This window comes from Kitasatospora sp. NPDC051170, assembly GCF_044455705.1.
In the GTDB taxonomy this organism is placed as follows: domain Bacteria; phylum Actinomycetota; class Actinomycetes; order Streptomycetales; family Streptomycetaceae; genus Kitasatospora.
The window spans coordinates 265319-280666 of sequence record NZ_JBITFA010000011.1 but is presented as its reverse complement, the minus strand read 5'-3'; the positions used below and the strand labels follow the sequence as shown (position 1 = coordinate 280666).

At 73.3% G+C, this 15348-nt stretch carries 16 protein-coding genes and 1 pseudogene; 7 read left to right on the top strand and 10 right to left on the bottom strand.

The window, feature by feature from the left end; translation table 11 throughout:
• Nucleotides 1-185 precede the first annotated feature (185 nt).
• The 3 genes and pseudogenes from ACIBCA_RS23900 to cobU form a co-directional block, all read right to left on the bottom strand.
• Nucleotides 186-938 carry an adenosylcobinamide-GDP ribazoletransferase gene (locus ACIBCA_RS23900; RefSeq protein ID WP_396284985.1) on the bottom strand — a complete coding sequence of 251 codons (753 nt, stop codon included), beginning with the start codon at nt 936-938 and terminating at the stop codon, nt 186-188.
• Nucleotides 939-974: 36 nt separating this feature from the next.
• Nucleotides 975-2099 (bottom strand): nicotinate-nucleotide--dimethylbenzimidazole phosphoribosyltransferase, encoded by a 1125-nt coding sequence (locus ACIBCA_RS23895; RefSeq protein WP_396284984.1) that lies wholly within the window; start codon nt 2097-2099, stop codon nt 975-977.
• 44 nt (nt 2100-2143) lie between these two features.
• A pseudogene (gene cobU / locus ACIBCA_RS23890) lies at nt 2144-2707 on the bottom strand (bifunctional adenosylcobinamide kinase/adenosylcobinamide-phosphate guanylyltransferase); the annotation flags it as partial.
• Nucleotides 2708-2812: 105 nt separating this feature from the next.
• Here cobU and ACIBCA_RS23885 point away from each other — a divergent pair.
• Entirely contained in the window at nt 2813-3013 is a 201-nt protein-coding gene (locus ACIBCA_RS23885; RefSeq protein WP_396284983.1) for a hypothetical protein, read from the top strand.
• Nucleotides 3014-3061: 48 nt separating this feature from the next.
• On the opposite strand, the gene ACIBCA_RS23880 is transcribed toward ACIBCA_RS23885, so the two are convergent.
• Both ACIBCA_RS23880 and ACIBCA_RS23875 read right to left on the bottom strand, forming a co-directional pair.
• The gene (locus ACIBCA_RS23880; protein ID WP_396285024.1) at nt 3062-3784 is read right to left on the bottom strand and encodes a class I SAM-dependent methyltransferase; all 723 of its coding nucleotides are present in this window, start codon (nt 3782-3784) and stop codon (nt 3062-3064) included.
• Nucleotides 3785-3972: 188 nt separating this feature from the next.
• Nucleotides 3973-4572 carry a DUF3043 domain-containing protein gene (locus ACIBCA_RS23875; RefSeq protein ID WP_396284982.1) on the bottom strand — a complete coding sequence of 200 codons (600 nt, stop codon included), beginning with the start codon at nt 4570-4572 and terminating at the stop codon, nt 3973-3975.
• A gap of 301 nt (nt 4573-4873) precedes the next feature.
• Here ACIBCA_RS23875 and ACIBCA_RS23870 point away from each other — a divergent pair, with 301 nt between their 5' ends.
• Together ACIBCA_RS23870 and ACIBCA_RS23865 are read left to right on the top strand one after the other, a co-directional pair.
• The gene (locus ACIBCA_RS23870) at nt 4874-5686 is read left to right on the top strand and encodes a PspA/IM30 family protein (RefSeq protein ID WP_078911275.1); all 813 of its coding nucleotides are present in this window, start codon (nt 4874-4876) and stop codon (nt 5684-5686) included.
• A gap of 32 nt (nt 5687-5718) precedes the next feature.
• On the top strand, nt 5719-6012 hold the full coding sequence (locus tag ACIBCA_RS23865; RefSeq protein WP_396285023.1) for a hypothetical protein: 294 nt from the start codon (nt 5719-5721) through the stop codon (nt 6010-6012).
• A 91-nt stretch (nt 6013-6103) separates the two neighbouring features.
• On the opposite strand, the gene nadA is transcribed toward ACIBCA_RS23865, so the two are convergent.
• Nucleotides 6104-7288, bottom strand: a complete 1185-nt coding sequence (nadA, locus tag ACIBCA_RS23860; RefSeq protein WP_396284981.1) for a quinolinate synthase NadA — start codon at nt 7286-7288, stop codon at nt 6104-6106.
• A 337-nt stretch (nt 7289-7625) separates the two neighbouring features.
• Here nadA and ACIBCA_RS23855 point away from each other — a divergent pair, with 337 nt between their 5' ends.
• Nucleotides 7626-8090: an Lrp/AsnC family transcriptional regulator gene (locus tag ACIBCA_RS23855; RefSeq protein WP_396284980.1), complete on the top strand. Its 465-nt coding sequence runs from the start codon at nt 7626-7628 to the stop codon at nt 8088-8090.
• Between the two features lie 211 nt (nt 8091-8301).
• Complete coding sequence (locus ACIBCA_RS23850) at nt 8302-9684, top strand: pyridoxal phosphate-dependent decarboxylase family protein (protein ID WP_396284979.1); 1383 nt, start codon at nt 8302-8304, stop codon at nt 9682-9684.
• Between the two features lie 124 nt (nt 9685-9808).
• Here the strand turns inward: ACIBCA_RS23850 and ACIBCA_RS23845 are convergent, their stop codons facing one another.
• Complete coding sequence (locus ACIBCA_RS23845; protein WP_396284978.1) at nt 9809-10669, bottom strand: GNAT family N-acetyltransferase; 861 nt, start codon at nt 10667-10669, stop codon at nt 9809-9811.
• A 244-nt stretch (nt 10670-10913) separates the two neighbouring features.
• On the opposite strand from ACIBCA_RS23845, the gene ACIBCA_RS23840 reads away from it, so the two are divergent.
• Complete coding sequence (locus tag ACIBCA_RS23840) at nt 10914-11267, top strand: iron-sulfur cluster assembly accessory protein (protein ID WP_396284977.1); 354 nt, start codon at nt 10914-10916, stop codon at nt 11265-11267.
• A gap of 64 nt (nt 11268-11331) precedes the next feature.
• Here ACIBCA_RS23840 and ACIBCA_RS23835 read toward each other — a convergent pair whose 3' ends face one another.
• Nucleotides 11332-11988, bottom strand: coding sequence for a hypothetical protein (locus ACIBCA_RS23835; protein WP_396284976.1), 657 nt, complete (start codon nt 11986-11988; stop codon nt 11332-11334).
• A gap of 129 nt (nt 11989-12117) precedes the next feature.
• Nucleotides 12118-12333: a hypothetical protein gene (locus ACIBCA_RS23830; RefSeq protein WP_396284975.1), complete on the bottom strand. Its 216-nt coding sequence runs from the start codon at nt 12331-12333 to the stop codon at nt 12118-12120.
• Between the two features lie 280 nt (nt 12334-12613).
• Here ACIBCA_RS23830 and ACIBCA_RS23825 point away from each other — a divergent pair, with 280 nt between their 5' ends.
• Nucleotides 12614-13591 carry a carbohydrate kinase family protein gene (locus ACIBCA_RS23825; protein ID WP_396284974.1) on the top strand — a complete coding sequence of 326 codons (978 nt, stop codon included), beginning with the start codon at nt 12614-12616 and terminating at the stop codon, nt 13589-13591.
• Here ACIBCA_RS23825 and ACIBCA_RS23820 read toward each other — a convergent pair.
• Nucleotides 13584-14990, bottom strand: coding sequence for a cysteine desulfurase/sulfurtransferase TusA family protein (locus ACIBCA_RS23820; protein ID WP_396284973.1), 1407 nt, complete (start codon nt 14988-14990; stop codon nt 13584-13586). The two genes, ACIBCA_RS23825 and ACIBCA_RS23820, sit on opposite strands and share 8 nt — an antisense overlap.
• Nucleotides 14991-15348 lie beyond the last annotated feature (358 nt).

The window sequence follows — 15348 nt, the reverse complement described above, 5'->3', positions numbered from 1 at the left end:
GCAGGCCGGTCCGCCGGCGCGTCGCCTGGTCCGGGCCCCCTGGCGCGCGCACCCGTCGTCGCGGCCGCGCACACCGGAGGCCCCGGCTCCTCGGTACGCGCCGGGCGGGCAGGACCTGCCACGGTGCAGGGCTGCGGTGCTCCCCGCATGGTAGTCCGCATGGTGGGATCACGCGCCGTCCGGTGTCAGCCGAGCAACGCCAGGGCGAACAGCGTGCCGGTGGCGGCGGTTTCGGCCGTCGCGCCGAGCACGTCCCCGGTGATCCCGCCGAGGCGGCCCACACACCGGCTGAGCAGCGGACGGGCGCAGGCGGCGCCGAGCACAACGGCCAGCGGGAGGCGCAGGGCTGACGTCCCGTCGAACAGTCCGAGCAGTGCCAGGGCGAGCGCCGCGGCTCCCGTCGAGACCGCCGCCTCGGCGGGGGAGACGGTGCTCGCCACCATCGCCCCGAGCCCGCCGGGCCGGGCGGCCGGCACCGAGCGCAGGCATCCCCAGGCGAGTGCGCACCGCGCGGCCGTCGCCGAGGCGAGCACGGCGAGCGCGCCGCGCAGCGGCGAGTGCCCGAACTGCCCGGCCAGCGCGGCCACCTGGGCCAGCAGCACCAGGACGAGGGTCAGCACCCCGAACGGGCCGATGTCGGACTGCTTCATGATCCGCAGCGCGTCCTCGGCGGGCTTGCCGCTGCCCAGCCCGTCCGCCACGTCCGCCAGGCCGTCCAGGTGCAGCCCCCGGGTCAGCGCGGCCAGCACGCCGACGGAGGCCACCGCCCCCAGCAGCCCACCGGCCCGCCAGGCCACCAGGGCGCCCGCCCCGGCGGCCAGTGCGCCCAGCACCAGCCCGACCACGGGGGCCGCCGCCATCGCCCGCGCCCCCGCCGCCCGGTCCCAGCGCTCCACGCGCACCCGCAGCACCGACAGCGTCCCGAACGCGAACCTCAACCCCTCGGCCCACGTGGCCCGTTCGCGCACCGGGGGCTACAGCCGGCGCAGCAGGTCCGCCGCCGAGGGCAGCTTCGGCTGCGGCTTCGGCTCGCGGGGCGCCTGCGCCGCGTTCGGCTCCGGCGCCTCCTCCGCGAGGGTGTCCCCGGCGGCCTGGAGCAGCGGCAGCGCCAGCAGCGCGCCGACGCCCTCGCCCATGGTGATGCCCTGCTCCTGCACGGGCGTCAGGGTGAGCCGGTCGTACGCCTTCGCCTGCGCGGGCTCGCCGTTGGCCTGCCCGGCCCGCCACCACTCCGGCGCCCGGAAGGCGATCCGCTGGGCGACGAGCGCGCAGGCCGCGGAGACCACGCCGTCGAGCACCACGGGCAGCCGGCGGACGGCGGCCTGCAGCAGGAAGCCGGTGATCGCGGCGAAGTCGGCGCCGCCGGTGGCGCCGAGCAGCGCCAGCTGGTCGCCGAGCACCGGACGGGCCCGGCGCAGCGAGTCCCTGATGGTGGCGCACTTGACCATCCACACGCGGTCGTCGATGCCGGAGCCGCGCCCGCACACCGCGGCCGCGTCCGTCCCGCACAGCGCGCCGATCAGCACACCGGCCACGGTGGTGGAGCCGACCCCGAGGTCGCCGAGCAGCACCAGGTCGGTGCCGGCGTCGGCCTCCTCGTCGGCGACGGCCATCCCGGCCCGGAAGGCCCGGACGGTCTCCTCCGGGGTGAGTGCGTCCTCGACGTCGATGCGACCCGACCCGCGCCGCACGCGGTGGGCGACCACCTCGTCCGGGAAGTCGGCCGGATCGACGTCCACCGCGACGTCGACGACCCGCACCCCGGCGCCGTAGCGCGAGGCCAGGCGGGCGACCGGCGCACTGCCGTCCAGCACCGCCCGCACCCGGGCCGCGGTCCCGCCCTGCGCGGGCAGCCGGGAGACCCCGAGCGAGGCGACGCCGTGGTCACCGGCGAAGAGCAGCACCTTGGGGGCCGTGACCGGCCGCACCGGGGAGAGTCCCTGCACGGAGGACAGCCAGCTGCCCAGCTCCTCCAGCCTCCCGAGCCCGCCGCGCGGCCGCTCCGCCGCCTGCCAGCGTTCCTCGGCAGCCCGCCGGGCGCTCTCGTCGGGGCGCTCGACGAGCGAGGAGAACATATCGAGATCCACGGTCGTGTCCATCGAGCCGAAGGCTACACGCAGCAGATGGTCACACAAGCGCTGGCTCAGGACACTCGGCGCACATCCTTGACGGCCAGCACCTGACCGGCCACCACCAGCAGCACCCGCTCCGAGGCGTCCGCCACCGCCATGTTGAGCCGGCCCAGGGTGTCCCGGAAGCGGCGGCCCGCGGCGGTCGCCGGGACGACGCCCATGCCGACCTCGTTGCTCACCGCGACGACGGTGCGCCCGGTGGCCGCCCAGGCTCCGGCCAGCGCCTCGCAGCGCCGCTGCACCGCCTCCTCGCCGCCGGCCGCCCAGGCCTCGTCGTCCCAGGCGTCGCACTCGTCCATGACGGCGGTCAGCCACAGCGCCAGGCAGTCCACCAGCACCGGCGCCGGGTCCGCGGTGTCGGCGAGGACGGCCTCCAGGTCACAGGTCTCCGCGGTGCGCCAGCTCGCCGGACGCCGCTCCCGGTGCAGCGCGACCCGCTGGGCCCACTCGGCGTCCCCGTCCCGGGTGCCGCCGGTGGCCACGTACAGGACGTCGCCGTGGCCGGCGAGCAGCTGTTCGGCGCGGGTGGACTTGCCGGAGCGCGCGCCGCCGAGCAGCAGCGTGCGGGGGAGGAGGGTCGCCATGGCGACCATCCTGCCCGATCAGGCCGATCAGGCTTACGGGAGATCCGGAAGGGCAGGCTAGGGTGCGCAGCACACGAGCGGCGGGAGGAGCCGGGCATGGTCTGGACGTGGCGGTACGAAAAGGCGGACGGCAGCGTGGTGACGCCGGCCGGCGGCCAGGAGGAGTTCGCGGGCCAGGGCGACGCCGAGACGTGGATCGGCGAGACCTGGAAGCAGCTCGCCGAGGACGGCGTGGACAACGCGGTGCTGCTCGAGGACGAGAAGGTCATCTACTCGATGAGCCTGCACGAGAGCTGAGCCCCGCCCCGAGCCGTCGCGCCGGAGGCGGGCGGGCGAGTAGCGGTGCTACTTCGCCCCGATGACGTGCAGCAGCGCGGCGACCTGCCGGTAGGGGTCGGTGCGGGCGGCCCGGTCCTCGGCCTCGAGGAGCTGGGCCAGCTGCCGCCCGTCCACCGGCGGGGCGGCGTCGTCGGGGGCGTTGTCGGTGAAGACGCGCACGCCGTACCAGTGCCGCAGCGGCACGGACACCTCGGACAGGGTGACGGTGAGGTCGGAGAGCCGGTCGGCGCGGGCCGCCAGCCCGAGCCGGTTGTAGTACCGGTCGCTCTCGAAGGCGTGCAGGGCGGCCCGCCAGTCCCCGGCGGCGGCGGGCCGCAGCGCCAGCGCGTCGCGGTTGCGCACCAGGAGCGAGAGCAGTCCGCCGGGTGCCAGCAGCCGGGCCAGCGAGGCGATCATCGGGTCCGGGTCGGGCAAGTACATCAGGACGCCGTGGCAGAGCACCACGTCGAAGCTGCGCGGGCCGAACCAGCGCCCGCACTGGTGGCCGTCTCCGCTGAGCAGCTGGAGCCGGCCGCGGACCTCCTCCGGCTCCTCGGCGAGCGCCCCCTGGGCGACGCCGAGCGCGACGGGGTCGGCATCGATGCCGGTGACGTAGTGCCCGGCCCGGGCCAGCCGCAGGGCCTGGGTGCCCTGGCCGCAGCCGATGTCCAGGACGCGCTGCCCGTGCCGGCCGTTCAGCTGCTCGGCGAGCTGACGGGTGACGAGCTCCTGCCGGACGAAGTTGCGCAGGCCCCCGAGCCGCTCGAGCCAGGCGCCGGCGCCGGCGAAGGAGCCGCTGCGGGAGGGCAGCCGCCGCTCCTGGGCGAGCCGGTCGTGGCCGCCACCGCCCTGCCCGGGCAGAGCCGTCCCGGGAAGTGCGTAGAGGCCGGGCCCCTCCCAGGAGGGCGGGGCCCAGCCGGAGTCCACCGGTTCCGCGGTCAGGGCTTCTCTCCGCGCCGCACCTGCGGCTTGGGCAGGCGCAGGCGGCGCATCTGCAGGGTGCGCATGATGCCGTAGGCGACGACGCCGCGGGTGTTCTCACCGGGGAAGCGGGCGGCCAGCTGCTTGCGCAGGCCGAAGCCGAGCCGGAAGAAGTCCAGGATCACGAAGACGAAGAACAGCAGGAACAGCAGGGTGGAGAGCTGCTGGATCGCGCCGACCTTGACGATGCTCAGCACCAGGATGACCACGGCGGCCGGCAGGAAGAACTCGGCGAGCGACCAGCGGGCGTCCACGAAGTCGCGGGCGAACTTGCGCACCGGGCCCTTGTCGCGGACGGGCAGGTGGCGCTCGTCGCCGTTGAGCAGCGCCTGGCGCTCCTTCTCGCGCTCGGTGCGCATCCGGTCGCGCGCCTGGCGGCTGGCCTCCTTGCGGTCCTTGGGGACCGTCACCCGGGTGCGTCGCGTGGCCTCGGCCTCGCTGCGCTTGGGGGTGGGGCGGCCCTTCTTGGCCTCGGGGTGGCGGGCCTGGGGCGTCTCGTCCTGCTTCTCCAGCACGGAGGAGGAGGCGGCGGCATCATCTGAACGGCGTCGGAACACACCACCAGCGTACGGGGTGCGGCGGTGCTTCCACCGGTCCGATCGGACCCAAACGCATATCGATCGGCCGGTCCGCCGCCGTCTGGGGGTTTCCGGAGCCCTTCCCGTAGGGGATCAGTCGGATGGAGGATAGGAGGGACGAGTGGCAGATCCACCCGGGGGATGAGGTGATGCCGCTGGTCGCTGTAGCAGTCTTGTTGCAGGCAGGTGCACTGCGGCGGACGGCTCGCTGCACATACACTCGTCGTGTCTGGTAACGAGATTTGAGACCGCAGGCCGGAGAAGGGGGCACCCGAGGCCCATGAGCGACGGAATCATGAAGCGTATGGGGCTGATCTTCCGCTCCAAGGCGAACAAAGCCTTGGACCGGGCGGAAGACCCACGTGAGACGCTCGACTACTCCTACCAGAAGCAGCTCGAGCTGCTGCAGAAGGTACGGCGTGGTGTCGCGGACGTCGCGACCTCGCGCAAGCGCCTGGAGCTGCAGCTGACCCAGCTCCAGCAGCAGTCGGCGAAGTACGAGGACCAGGGCCGCAAGGCGCTCTCCCTCGGCCGGGAGGACCTGGCCCGCGAGGCGCTGACCCGCAAGGCCAACATGCAGTCCCAGATCAACGACCTGGAGACGCAGTACCAGCAGCTGCAGGCCGAGGAGGAGAAGCTCACGCTGGCCTCCCAGCGGCTGCAGGCCAAGGTGGACGCCTTCCGCACCAAGAAGGAGACCATCAAGGCGACCTACACCGCCGCCCAGGCGCAGACACGCATCGCGGAGTCCTTCTCCGGCATCTCCGAGGAGATGGGCGATGTCGGCCTGGCCATCCAGCGGGCGGAGGACAAGACCGCCCAGATGCAGGCCCGGGCGGGCGCGATCGACGAGCTGCTGGCCTCCGGCGCGCTCGACGACGCGAGCGGTCTCGGCCGCAAGGACGACATCGAGGCCGAGCTGGAGCGCGTCGCCGGCGGGTCCGACGTCGAGCTGGAGCTGGCCCGGATGAAGGCAGAGCTGTCCGGCGGGTCCCCCTCCGGGCCGGCCGCCATCGAGCAGGGCAAGCCGCAGCAGGCGCCGCAGGACGCGCACCCGCAGGACACCCCGCGCATCAACTACAACAAGGGCTGAGCCCGACCCCGAGGACCAGGGAGATGCACGGCATGATCATGAGGGTCATGGGTGAAGGGCAGTTCGTGGTGGGGGAGGACCACCTGAGCCTGCTCAACCAGCTCGACTCCGACCTCGTCACCGCCGTCGAGTCGGGTGACGAGGCGCTGTTCCGCCAGGCTTACGGCAAGCTGCTCGACGCGGTGAAGCAGTTCGGCACCCCGGTGCCGCTGGATTCGCTGGAGCCGTCCGAGCTGATCCTGCCGAGCGCGGACGCGACCATCGAAGAGGTCCGCGAGCTGCTGATGGCCGACGGTGAGGGTGTGATCCCGGGTTTCCCGGAGTAGCACCTCCTGCGGACGCTGCCGGACGAAAGGGCGGGCCCCCTCCGATCGGAGGGGGCCCGCCCTTCGGCTTGTGGCCCGGTCGTGCCCGCGGTTACGGCAGGGCGAGCATCCGGTCCAGCGCGGCCTTGGCGTACTTCTCGGTCTCCGGGTCGACGGTGATCACGTTCGGCACCCGGCCCTCGACCAGGGACTCCAGCGCCCAGACCAGGTGCGGCAGGTCGATGCGGTTCATGGTCGAGCAGAAGCAGACCGTGCGGTCGAGGAAGACGATCTCCTTGTCCGGGTGCGCCTTGGCCAGGCGGCGGACCAGGTTCAGCTCGGTGCCGATGGCCCACTTGGAGCCGGGCTCGGCGGCGTCCAGCGCCTTGATGATGTACTCCGTCGAGCCGACCATGTCGGCGGCCGCGACGACCTCGTGCTTGCACTCGGGGTGCACCAGGACGGTGACGCCGGGGATGCGCTCGCGCACGTCGGCCACCGAGTCCAGGCTGAAGCGGCCGTGCACCGAGCAGTGGCCGCGCCAGAGGATCATCTTGGCGTCGCGCAGCTGCTCGACGGTCAGCCCGCCGTTCGGCTTGTGCGGGTTGTACAGGACGCAGTCGTCCAGGGAGAGGCCCAGGTCGCGTACGGCGGTGTTGCGGCCGAGGTGCTGGTCGGGCAGGAAGAGCACCTTCTGTCCCTGCTCGAAGGCCCACTCCAGGGCGCGCTGGGCGTTGGAGGAGGTGCAGATGGTGCCGCCGTGCTTGCCGGTGAACGCCTTGATGTCGGCGGAGGAGTTCATGTACGAGACGGGCACGGTGACGTCGGCTATGCCGGCGTCGGTCAGCACGTCCCAGCACTCGGCGACCTGCTCGGCGGTGGCCATGTCGGCCATGGAGCAGCCGGCGGCGAGGTCGGGCAGGACGACCTGCTGCCGCTCGCTGGTGAGGATGTCCGCGGACTCGGCCATGAAGTGCACGCCGCAGAAGACGATGTACTCGGCTTCGGGGCGGGCCGCGGCGTCGCGGGCGAGCTTGAAGGAGTCGCCGGTGACGTCGGCGAACTCGATGACCTCGTCGCGCTGGTAGTGGTGGCCGAGGATGAAGACGCGGTCGCCGAGGGCGGCCTTGGCCGCCCGGGCGCGCTCGACGAGGTTCGGGTCCGAGGCCGGCGGGAGGTCACCGGGGCAGTCGACGCCGCGCTCGCTGTTCGGGTCGGCCTCGCGGCCGAGCAGCAGCAGAGCGAGCGGCGTCGGAGTGGGGTCGACGCCGTGGGTCTCGGTGATGGTGGTGGTCACGGGCGGGTGCCCTTCTGTGCGGCCGATCCAGCGGAGGGGCCTTCTCGTCTAACTGACACTATCTATTCTAACCGGTTAGCGTCAGAGTGACGATGGCCATCCCGTCGATGTGACGAGAACCGCTCGACGCAATGGCGTGCCCGCGCGGCCCGGAGCCCGGTATCCCGGGGGTTCCGCCGCGGCCGGCTCGATATTTCGAAGGATGCTCCCTTCCCGTCATCTGTCGGCGGTGACCTCGCACCCGGCATCGGCCAGAATGGGTGGCGAACCGTTTCAGCACGTGCCGGCCGGGCAATGGCGCCCGTCGGTGCTCGTACGCCCCGTGGAGCCCGCACCGATGACCAGCAGCCGAGCGCACGAGGTGGTCGGGGCCGATCTGGACGAGACCGACCGTCTCCTCCTCGCCCGGCTCGGCAGCGACGGCCGCGCCTCGTACGCCGAGATCGGTCTGCAGGTGAACCTCTCCGCCACCGCCGTGCGCCGCCGGATCGACCGGCTGAGGGCCCGGGGCGTGGTGCGCGGCTTCACCGTGGTCCTCGACCCGGGCGTGCTCGGCTGGCGGACCGAGGCCTTCGTCGAGGTCTACTGCCGCGAGCGCACCGCCCCCGAGGAGATCCTCGCCAGCCTGCGCCAGTTCCCCGAGGTCGTCGCCGCCTGGACGGTCACCGGCGACCCGGACGCCCTGGTCCACCTGCGCGCCGCCGACATGCGCCACCTCGAGGCCGTCATCGAGCGCATCCGCCGCGAGCCCGGCGTCCAGCGCAGCCGCTCCTCCGTCGTCCTCTCCCAGCTCATCGGCTAGGCCGTTCCCCGGCTCGAACGCGCCTCGAACGGCCGTACGCAGGATTCGTGCGCCGGGTGCCCCGAAGACGCCCGAAAGCTGCCTGACCAGCCGCGTTCCGACGCGCGGGGAAGCCCCACCGCTGCCTACGCTGATCACGTCCGGTCCACGCGGTGAAGCGTCCCGCCGAAACCGGACGGCCCCCTTCACCCCGACGCCGAGAGGGACAGCCGTGTCCGCAGCACCCGACCGCATGCACCGGCCCGACAACGACCTGGTCGACCTGGTCTTCGACTACATGCGGGAGCGGCTGCAGTACGACCCCGTCCCGCTCGACCACCCCGGCGACGGCGAGCACCTGCGCGCCCAGCTGTCCGGCCTGCTCAACCAGGACGGCAACAACCCCGCCGACGTGCTCAAGCTCTACGACCACGAGCTCTCCCGCGCGGTCATCTCCGCCGACAGCCCGCGCTACCTGTCCTTCATCCCGTGCGCCCCCACCAAGGCCGCGCTGCTGTTCGACATGGTCGTCTCCTGCGCCTCCCTCCAGGGCATCTCCTGGCTGGAGGCCGCCGGTGCCATCGCCGCCGAGAACCAGGTGCTGCGCCTGATAGCCGACCGGGCGGGCATGCCCGAGACGGCCGGCGGCTGCTTCGTCTCCGGCGGCTCGGCGGGCAACCTCTCCGCCCTGGTCGTCGCCCGCGACACCGCCCGCCGCAAGCTGGGCGTCGGAGCCGAGGCCCGGCTGCGGATAGCCGTGGCCGACCAGGTGCACTCCTCGGTCAAGAACACCTTCAACATCATCGGCGTCGAGGCGTTCAAGGTCCCGACCGTGAACCGCCGCTTCACCGGCGAGGCCCTGCGCGCCGCCCTGGCCGCCGACCCCACTGCGACTGATCCTTCTGGCTCGCCGGTCATCGCCGTGGTCGGCACCGGCGGCACCACCAACGAGGGCATCGTCGACGACCTCGCGGGCCTGGCCGAGGTCGCCCGCGAGCGCGACCTCTGGTTCCACGTGGACGGCGCCTACGGCGGCGCGGGCCTGTTCGCCCCCTCCGTGCGCGAGCGCTACAACGGCATCGAGCACGCCGACTCCTTCGTGGTCGACCCGCACAAGTGGCTCTTCGCCCCCTTCGACTGCGCCGCGCTGATCTACCGCAACCCGCAGCTCGCCCGCGCGGTGCACACCCAGGACGCCTCCTACCTGGACGTCCTGCACACCGAGGGCGACGAGTGGAACCCCACCGACTACGCCTACCACCTCACCCGCCGGGCCCGGGGCCTGCCGCTGTGGTTCTCCCTCGCCGTCCACGGCGTCCAGGCGTACACCGACGCCATCGAGGCGGGCCTCACCCTGGCCCGGGAGACCGCGCAGCTCATCCGCGACACCGAGCACCTGGAGCTGCTGTTCGACCCGCAGCTCTCGGCCGTCTGCTTCAAGCGCAAGGGCTGGACCAACGACGACTACTACCGCTGGTCGCAGCAGCTGCTCGCCGACCAGATCGGCTTCGTCACCCCCACCGGCTGGGACGGCGAGACCGTCGCCCGCTTCGCCTTCCTGCACCCGGGCACCACGATGGACATGGTCCGCGAGATCCTCGACACCATGGCCTGATCCCGAACCTGATCCCGGGCCTGATCCCGGGCCTGATCCCGGGCCTGATCCAGGGCCGGAACTACGTCCGTAGTGCCACTACCGCAGTAGTGGCACTACGGACGTAGTCGCACGACGGGCGTCGTCACAGGAACGCCCCGCTCGGCAGGTACGGCGTCGGCGGCCGCATCCCGCGCAACCCGACGAACCCCCGGGTCTGCGGCGTCAGCCCGACCTCCAGCCCCACGTCCAGCGCCCACTCCTGCTCGGCGGTCAGGTACTCCACCTGCGCCTCCACCCCGTCCGGCACCCGGGCCAGCGCCTCGCGCAGCAGCCGGGCGGCGATCCGCTTGGAGGTGGCCGCCAGCAGCCGGATCGTGCCGCCGTCCCGGTAGCAGTAGCCGCTGCCGGCCAGCGCGTCCGCGATCAGCAGCTCCTCGAAGTGCCCGAGCATCAGCTCGTGGTCCTCGCCGTGGGCCGAGCCGCGCAGCCGCCGGTCCACCGAGTCCAGCAGGTGCCGGTGGGTGGCGTTGCCCCGGTGCACCGGGATGTCCCCGGGATCGACCAGCCCCTCCCGGTTCACCGTCCCCGTCATCCGCATCGCCGGGTGCAGGGTGAACCCCGCCAGCCGGTAGCGCCGGGCCGCCGCGGCCGAGGAGGAGGCGCAGACCATCCCGCGCAGGCAGCCCCGGGCGTGCCCGCCCGCCTGCTCCAGCAGCAGCCGCCCGACGCCCTGGCCCCGCGCGGAGGGCCGCACCGCGAACAGCGAGGGCATCCACAGCCCCTCCCGGCGCAGCGACAGCACCACCCCGACCGCCTCCCCGTCGATCGAGGCCAGCCAGCAGCCCCCGGGATCGGTGCGCGCCAGGTGTCTGGTCCTGGCCAGTTGCAGGGGCGTCGCCCGGGGCGGGGCCGCGTCGGCGGACGGCTCGGCGAAGGCGGCGAAGGACAGCTCCTGGACGGTCTCCGCGTCCTCGGCGGTGTCCCTGACCTGGCGAAGGATCATGGACACCATCCTGCTGCCCGGGCCGCCGCCGCGGGGCTGGTTCGCCGGGATCGGGTTCCGCGGCGGTGCCCGGTCCTCCGCGGTTGTGCGAGCATGGAGGACGTATGGGGTTCGGGTGACACGCCTGGCCCACGGAAGACCGCCGCCGACAGAGCGCCGAAAACGTTCGCCGCCCGGGAATTGAAACCGGACGGCCGTTGGTTGGCACTGACGGAAGACCGTCGCCAAGACCGGGAGAAAGCAGATGACCGTCCAGGACGAGACCACCGTAGAGAGTGGCATCCTCCTCACCGAGGCCGCCGCGGCCAAGGTCAAGGCCCTGCTGGAGCAGGAAGGCCGCGAGGACCTGGCGCTGCGCGTCGCCGTCCAGCCCGGTGGCTGCTCGGGCCTGCGTTACCAGCTGTTCTTCGACGAGCGCTCGCTCGACGGCGACGTGCTCAAGGACTTCGGCGGCGTCAAGGTCGTCACCGACCGCATGAGCGCCCCGTACCTGGGCGGCGCCACCGTCGACTTCGTCGACACCATCGAGAAGCAGGGCTTCACGATCGACAACCCGAACGCCACCGGCTCCTGCGCCTGCGGCGACTCGTTCAGCTAAGCCTGACGCGAACGACGGCGGCGGCCCCCGGGGGATCCCCGGGGCCGCCGCCGTTGCGTCATGCCTACTGGGCGCCGTCCGGCGTCACCGGGTCCGGCCCGGCGTGCGCGTCGCCCTCCAGCGGCACGTCCTGGCCGCTCTCCTTGTCGATCACCGTCCGCCCGGCCAGCGGGGAGCGCAGGTCGACGGCCACCGCCTGCCGCTTGGCCAGCGCGGTGCACACCTGCCCGGGCTGGGTGACGGGCCGGCCCGGGATCACCATCACCTCGACCCTGCCCTGGGTGGACTCGTCCGCCTTCACCGCGTACGTGGTGCAGACCCCGCCGTAGAAGTAGACGGTCAGGTGCGTGGTGCCGTCCAGGCGGTAGGCGATCGCCGGGCGGGAGGTCCCGGCCGGGTTGGGCTCACCGGGGGCGATGCCGTTGGGCGGCGGGGTGCCCGGCGAGGACGGCCGCCCGGGCGCGGGCGCGACCGGGGTGGGGGTGACGGCGGACGGCGGCTGCGCCGGGGCGCTCGGCGCGGCCGCCGAGGACGCGTCGGTGGGGGAGGGGCTCCCCGAGGCCGAAGCGGACGCCGAGGCGCTGGGAGTGCCGCTCGCCGCCGCGTCCGAGGCGCTCTTGCCGCCGCCGTCGCACCCGGCCACCGCCATCACCGCCGCCAGCGCCACACCGGCCAGGGCCACCGCCCGGCGACGGCGCCGGGGCATCGTCTCCAGATCCATCTGCACATCCTCCCGAGGGCTCAGCGGCGCCGCTCCTCGGCCGCTCCGCGCGGATGTGACGTGAACCGGGCGAATCCGGTTCCCGCCCTCTCGGAGTCAGTATCCGGAGTCCGTATTCAGAGTCCGTGCTCAGAGTCCGTACTCGGCCATCCCCGCCACCACGCGCTGCGCCCCCGACGACACCCGGACCCCGGCCCCGGTCGGCGCCGGGGCGGCGGGCTGCGGGTCGGCCGCGGCCGGCAGCGGCCAGAAGCGCCGCAGCCGCCGGGAGGAGTTCACCAGGGCATCGAGGGTCTCGTCCGCGTCGGCGCGCAGTACGGGCGGGGAGGAGGGGTGGGTGACCATCGGGCATCGCTCCGATCCAGGGCCGTGGCCTCATCGCCACGGCCGACGACGGGGCCCGCCGGGATCGGCGGGGCTCCCTGGGGCCGACCCTAGGCCGCGGTCCGCGTGGCCCACCAGTGCTACCCGGAGGTAGTACACGTTCGACGGCGCAGGGTGTCACCATGTCCGTGCGGGGTGCCGATCCGAGGCGCTCTTGCTGGGGCCCGCGTGCCGCCGGGTACCGTAGGCGGGTTCACCACACCTGCTCGCCGGCCCCGCCGCCACACTGAGGAGACCATTCGTGCGTATCGCCGTCGCCGGCTCGATCGCCACCGACCACCTGATGACGTTCCCCGGTCGTTTCGCCGACCAGCTCGTCGCCGAACAGTTGCACACCGTGTCGCTGTCCTTCCTGGTCGACACCCTCGACATCCGCCGTGGCGGCGTCGCCCCCAACATCGCCTTCGGCATGGGCGTCCTGGGCCTGCGCCCCGTCCTCGTCGGCGCGGCCGGCGCGGACTTCGCCGAGTACCGCAGCTGGCTGGAGCGCAACAACGTGGACTGCGACTCCGTCCACATCTCCGAGACCCGGCACACCGCCCGCTTCATGTGCACCACCGACGAGGACCACAACCAGATCGCCTCGTTCTACACCGGTGCCATGGCCGAGGCCCGCAACATCGAGCTCAAGCCGATCGCCGACCGCGTCGGGGGCCTCGACCTCGTCCTGATCGGCGCCGACGACCCGCAGGGCATGGTCCGCCACACCCAGGAGTGCCGCACCCGCGGCTACGCCTTCGCCGCCGACCCCTCCCAGCAGCTGGCCCGCCTCGACGGCGAGGACATCCGCGAGATCGTCGACGGCGCCGCGTACCTGTTCACCAACGAGTACGAGGCCGCGCTGATCGAGACCAAGACCGGCTGGGACGCCGAGGAGGTGCTCACCCGCGTCGGCACCCGCATCACCACCCTGGGCAGCAAGGGCGTGCGGATCGAGCGCAAGGGCGAGGCCCCGATCCTGGTCGGCTGCGCCAAGGAGGAGGCCAAGGTCGACCCGACCGGCGTCGGCGACGCCTTCCGCGCCGGCTTCCTGGCGGGCCTGTCCTGGGACCTCGACCTGGAGCGCTCCGCCCAGCTCGGCTGCATGCTCGCCACCCTGGTGATCGAGACCGTCGGCACCCAGGAGTACGAGCTGCGCCCGGCCGCCTTCCTCACCCGCTTCGAGGCCGCCTACGGCGCCGAGGCCACCGCGGAGATCCGCGCCCGCCTGGTCAGGTAGTGCGCCGCACGAGGTAGGCCGAGCCCCGGTCGCCGCCGTAGTCGGCGGCCGGGGCCTCGCCCGCGTACTCCTGGTCGCGCATCCCGCACCAGGCCGGGATGTCCAGCCGCGCCGCCTCGTCGTCCGCCAGCACGGCGACCGTGCCGCCCAGCGGCACCTCGCCGATCCGCTTGGCCAGCTCGATCACCGGTAGCGGGCAGCGCTTGCCCAGCGCGTCGATGACTGTGACTCGCCCGCTCGGGATGCTCTCCGAACTCCCCTGCGGCTGCGCCAGGTCGAGCCCGAGCGGCGCCCTGATCCCGGCGACCAGCTCCGGCAGCACCGCCAGGAAGCGGTCCACGTCCGCCTCGGCCGTCCCGTAGGGCAGCGAGACCCGGACGTTCCCCTCGGTGAGTACCCCCATCGCCGCCAGCACATGGCTGGGCGTCAGCGTGGAGGAGGTGCAGGAGGAGCCGGAGGAGACGGCGAAGCCCGCCCGGTCCAGCTCGGTGAGCAGCACCTCCCCGTCCACGTACAGGCAGGAGAAGGTGACGAGGTGGGGGAGCCGGCGCACCGGGTCGCCGACCACCTCGACCTCGGGCACCAGCTGCGGCACCCGCGCCCTGATCCGCTCCACCAGCGCGTGCAGCCGCGCGTTCTCCCGCTGCGCCTCGGCCCGTACGGCGCGCAGCGAGGCGGCGGCCGCCACGATCGCCGGGACGTTGACGTAGCCGGGCACCCGGCCGCCCTCGCGCTCGTCGGCCGGCAGCGGGGAGGAGTAGCGCACGCCCTTGCGCACCGCCAGCACGCCTACCCCGGGCGGGCCGCCCCACTTGTGCGCACTGGCCGTCAGCAGGGACCAGCCCCCGGGGACGTCCACCCGCCCGGCGCTCTGCGCCGCGTCCACCAGCAGCGGGACCCCGGCCTCCGCGCACAGTCCGGCCGTCTCGGCGACGGGCTGGAGCGTGCCCACCTCGTGGTTGGCGCTCTGCAGCGCGGCCAGTGCGGTGTCCGGGCGCAGCAGTGCGCCGAACGCCCGCGGGTCGACCCGGCCGGTGCGGTCCACCGGCGCCACCGTGACCTCGCCGCCGCCCAGTTCCAGGCGTTCGGCGACGTGCAGCACGCTGGAGTGCTCCACGGCGGAGTGCACCAGGTGGGAGCCGCGGCGCCGGTTGCCGGCGAGGGCGCCGAGCATGCCGAGCTGCACGGCCTGGGTGCCGCTGGCGGTGAAGGAGACCTCGTCCGGCCGGGCGCCGAGTTCGGCGGCGACGCTCTCGCGGGCCGCGTCGAGCAGCATCCGGGCCTGCCGGCCGGAGCGGTACAGCCGGGCCGGATCGGCCCAGCCCTCGTCCAGGGCGGCGGTCAGCGCCTGCCGGGCGACGGGGTGCAGAGGGGCCGTCGAGGCCACGTCGAAGTACACGGTCACATTTAACGACACACCGGGGAGGCCGGGCGGGTCGATTCCCCGCCTCACCGTCCGTCAGTCGATCATCCCGAATGTCCGCTTCATCCGCCTCCGACGGGCCGTCACCCACGTTGTTCGAGCTCATCCCCCGATCGGGCGTACGGACCTCGAATGCCTGGGATGACCTGCGGTGCAGTGCCTGCCGGGCCTGATCGGGCGACCGGGCGGCGCGTTACCGGGGGCTGCCCGTCAGGAGCGCATAAGGCTGGAGTAGGGTTTGGCCCGCATAAGCATTCAAACCGTGCCCGTGGACGGGTCGCCGGGGAGGCTCACCACCTTCCTCGGGGCGACGCGAAGGCGGGCGAGACTTCGG